Annotated in this window: 4 protein-coding genes; 1 reads left to right on the forward strand and 3 read right to left on the reverse strand. The window is 50.9% G+C overall.

Going from position 1 to position 3,854, the window contains the following annotated elements; all coding sequences use genetic code 11:
- A partial coding sequence (locus tag H6750_21535; protein ID MCB9776894.1) for a hypothetical protein occupies positions 1-264 on the forward strand: 264 nt, incomplete at its 5' end.
- 390 nt (positions 265-654) lie between these two features.
- On the opposite strand, the gene H6750_21540 is transcribed toward H6750_21535, so the two are convergent.
- The 3 genes from H6750_21540 to H6750_21550 all read right to left on the reverse strand — a co-directional run bounded on the left by H6750_21540 (position 655) and on the right by H6750_21550 (position 3,782).
- A complete protein-coding gene (locus H6750_21540) occupies positions 655-2,061 on the reverse strand; it encodes a glycosyltransferase (protein ID MCB9776895.1) in 1,407 nt (468 codons plus the stop codon).
- A gap of 168 nt (positions 2,062-2,229) precedes the next feature.
- Complete coding sequence (locus H6750_21545) at positions 2,230-3,219, reverse strand: glycosyltransferase family 2 protein (GenBank protein ID MCB9776896.1); 990 nt, start codon at positions 3,217-3,219, stop codon at positions 2,230-2,232.
- A 53-nt stretch (positions 3,220-3,272) separates the two neighbouring features.
- The gene (locus tag H6750_21550) at positions 3,273-3,782 is read right to left on the reverse strand and encodes a hypothetical protein (protein ID MCB9776897.1); all 510 of its coding nucleotides are present in this window, start codon (positions 3,780-3,782) and stop codon (positions 3,273-3,275) included.
- Between the last annotated feature and the right edge of the window lie 72 nt (positions 3,783-3,854).

Here is a 3,854-nt window from a genome sequence, read left to right on the forward strand (position 1 = left end):
CGGCTCGGGATCTTCCCGATTCTTGGGGAGTCGTTTAAGACCACCAATTGCCTGGAGTCCATCAATGCGGCAGTAGCCGCACGCTGCGACAAAGTGGATCACTGGGTGAACTCGTCACAGCGGCACCGCTGGTTAGCGGCGGCCTTGTGGGATATCGAGCCGCGCCTGCGACGGGTCAAAGGCTATCGGCATCTGCCCAAGTTGCGGGTGGCCCTGCAACGGGATTTGAACAGCAAAGGGACCACCGCGTCGAAGGTGGCCTAACCTCAACAGGGGAGCCAGGGAGAATTTCAACTAGCTTTGGGCTTGACTCTCCTTCCCAGGCAACTGTTTGTACAACTGGGGGGAAATTATAAATCTCCCCTTTGAATACGACCCGTCCATGCTCGGCATCACCTGATCACCCGTTACCAGTTCGATAACGAACAGCCGCCATTGCAACAGATACACATCCTGTTCCGCCATTCTCCTCTGACGTTAGGCTAGAGATGCATCATCGTGTCGATGGCAAGACGTGTGGTATCCGGTTCCATCAATACATCCTAGTTTATAAGCGTGAACAATCCACACATATAACCCTTCTTCTATCCGTGAAAGATTCCGGGTGTCCTGATTCTCCTGTCCCCGCCAGGGTCGTCAGAGCAAGACCACAAATTATGATTGCTGCCAGGCCAGGTCACCTGCGACAGGTCGATACCACAACCATTCGTTGTCAATCATTTCACGCAAACTCGCCGGAATGTCAACCTTGCCCGGAACGAATGGTTCCTCGGGAGGATGCCCTTCTAAGGCCCGAATGAGCGCGGCGGTCTGTGGTTCAGCCCCAAATCGCTGGCAGGCTTGGATATGGGGGAGAAGTGTGGCGAGGCGTCCTTCGGCCCAACAGGCATGCATGCGTTTCAAGACCCGGACAACATCCTGGACAGACTGGGAATCAGCAATGGTTTCGACCCCGACTGTCGATAAAATTTCCCGGGTTTCATCCTGAGGTAAAATTCCCACAATAGGTTTCCGAGCCTTGAAATAGCCAAACAGTTTGGCCCCAGCCACCAGCTCATGCCCCTTTCGATCCTGACTCCTTCCCAAAATAAGCAAGCCATGGGCGGTTTGAATCACACGTTTCACTTCATCGTATGGCACGGGCGGAGAAACGTGGACCACATCGGAAATGCCACGGGACTCCACCGCACGGGCCAAGAGGGCCATACCGTCTCCCACAAACGAAAATCTTAATTGACCAGCCACAGTTGGTTCACATCGCTTCAGGTATCCAATAGCCTCCAACAAGGTATCGTATCGATACGAGGAAACCGTACCGGTATACACTACAGTGCATTGATCCGCATCCGGAATCTGGAATTCCTCAAGATCTCCCTCATATCCATTGGGGATGATGTGAATTTTGGCCGGGTCCAACGCTCCACGGTAGGCCTGACAATAACACTCGGCCATCCGAGGGAACAAAAACACAACCGACCGGGCCTGTTGAAAGAGGCGGTACAAGAGGCGTTGGGTCGAACGTGTGACACTTTTGGGACGCAGAATTTCAGATTCGTAATAATACAATTCCCACGGATCCCGAAAATCCAACACGTAGGGGATATTGGTCTGGTGGGACACGCGTTGTGCAACAACCCCGGCGGATACGGGTCCAATGGTTGCCCAAAGCACCATGGGGTATTTGGCGGCACACATCCGCGCGGTCGCCCGAACAGCGGGCCCAATCCACGGCTTGGCAAAATCTGGATAATAGTAATAAGCCTCCGCCATTCGAATATATTTTCGAAACCTTGCCCGAAGAGGGACCTGTTGGGCCACATGCACTCGTTCAATCATTGCCTGCGGAGCCTCGGATAATTGCTTTTCGAGCTTCTTCCCCCGCCTGGACTGGAAAGCCTGCCAGGGATCATGTGCCTTCACGGCAATGACCTCCGTATCCTTGGGCACTTGGACGAGGAGCTTCGGATCGAAGCGCTCATAGCGATAGGGATCGGCCGTGATGACGGTCGTATCCCAGCCCAGGCTCGAAAGTTGTCGAACGAATCGGAGGGGACGGTACACCCCTGCCCTTCCTTCAGGTGGGAAAGAATATGAGATCATAGCCACAGATTGCATCGATAGCTCCCAGCAAGGAACCCGATTGATAATAAAACACTTTCCCAGGCGGAACTCTGCGCAATCCACTTCGGAAGGGGGAATCGGAACACCATCCTAGCCCAAGCCATCAGCTCACCGAAACGCGTTTTTTAAGGGGCGCCACAGCACCCGGCTCACATTCCAACCCAATAGGGCCGCACCGACCAAACCGACGCTTTTGACGATACTGGAGGGCTCGGCAAGGGCTCCCCACCCGCGTCGCCCCTTCAGATTCGAATAAAGGCTTTTCACACCCACACGAAGCGCATCCCGTTTCCGGCCTTGTTGCAATAGGAGAAATCCAAGATGGCAGTAGGACTCGACAAGTTGCGCACGCCATACCTGATCGGACAGCAACAGAGGAAACCGATTCCAATTGTTTTCCAATATGCGAATGCGCCCTTGCAAGGTCAATTCCCGTTTCCGGGAAATATTTTCTCCATGCATTCGCCGCTTACACAAGATTCTGGGGATACAGGCGATCGGAAAGGAAGCCGAAATCCGCATCCACAAATCCCGGTCTTCCACCGACCGGATCTTCTCATCGAATACCCCTGCCCGTTCAAGGCAACATTTCCTCAACATGACTGTCGGGGTAGAGATAAAGTTTTCGATCACGAGCTTCCCAAATGCCCCGTCAACCGTACCCGGCTCAACCGGAAAGGCTAAAAACGCCTTTCGTTTTTCACGAAGATAGGAGGCTAGGACCAGACCTTCCCTATTGAATTCTTCATGATCGGCAAACACCATTGCAGTCTCTGGGTTCGCCTGCATAAACATCAACTGCACTTCCAATTTCTCCGGCGTCCACAGATCGTCTGCATCCAAAAAACAAATCAAATCACCTTGAGCCACTTTGATGCCCGCATTCCTTGCCGCCGAAGGGCCTTGGTTGGGTTGGAACAGATACTGGATTTGCCCCCAGAACGGCTCCAAAGTCTCCCGAGTCTTATCGGTCGAACCATCGTCGATCACAATAATTTCATGGGGTAGCCAAGTCTGAGCCAACACACTGCGAACAGCCTGACCAATATAACGTTCCCCATTATAAACCGGGATAATGACGCTAATTAGAGGAGGCATCTTAGTCCCCTTGGCAATACTGAATGCACCAGGAATAAACAAAGAAGGGTATTCTAAATTTTATCCCAATCAAAGTTAACTCCAGCCTCCGTCGCTTCCTTTTCAAGCAGGTAAAGCCTAAAAACGCTTTGGATACTGCTTTCATAACGCCGAAAGCCGGCCATTCCCACTACAGTTCTGGGTATACAATATTTTTTATTTAAAAGTGTAAGACTTTTCTTATCAGATAAAGGAGCAAGAAGACTTCGTGCCCACTCCATCGTCCACCGAGAAATTTTCGAGGATTGTGAACTCTGAGAAACAACGGCCCCAGCGCGAGAAATTTTCGCCAGGACAGGAAAATAAGTTTTAAATATTTGCTCGTATACATTTGAACTGAAGAGATGACAATCATATCGCATTTTATATGACAATAACGCATAGCTATAAAAAGGAAGTATGGCCTCTGAAAAATCAAGATGCTGAAGAAAGTTATTTGATATATACAACCGCTGCCTGAAGTAAAAATCTGCCCAACTAAAAATCTTTCCAATTTGAGAACCTTTCCTCACTGCTTCCTCCATAGGCATTCTCGAACGCATTTCAATCCTTCTTGCAATTTCCGGTCGAAAAATTAGAGAACTGCCAACCATATG

Source organism: Nitrospiraceae bacterium (assembly GCA_020632595.1).
Lineage (GTDB): Bacteria > Nitrospirota > Nitrospiria > Nitrospirales > UBA8639 > Nitrospira_E.

Excerpts from the sequence above, each read along its gene's own strand:
- H6750_21545 (MCB9776896.1), bottom strand. The coding sequence starts at position 3,219 with ATGCCTCCTCTAATTAGCGTCATTATCCCGGTTTATAATGGGGAACGT.
- H6750_21550 (MCB9776897.1), bottom strand. The coding sequence starts at position 3,782 with ATGGAGGAAGCAGTGAGGAAAGGTTCTCAAATTGGAAAGATTTTTAGT.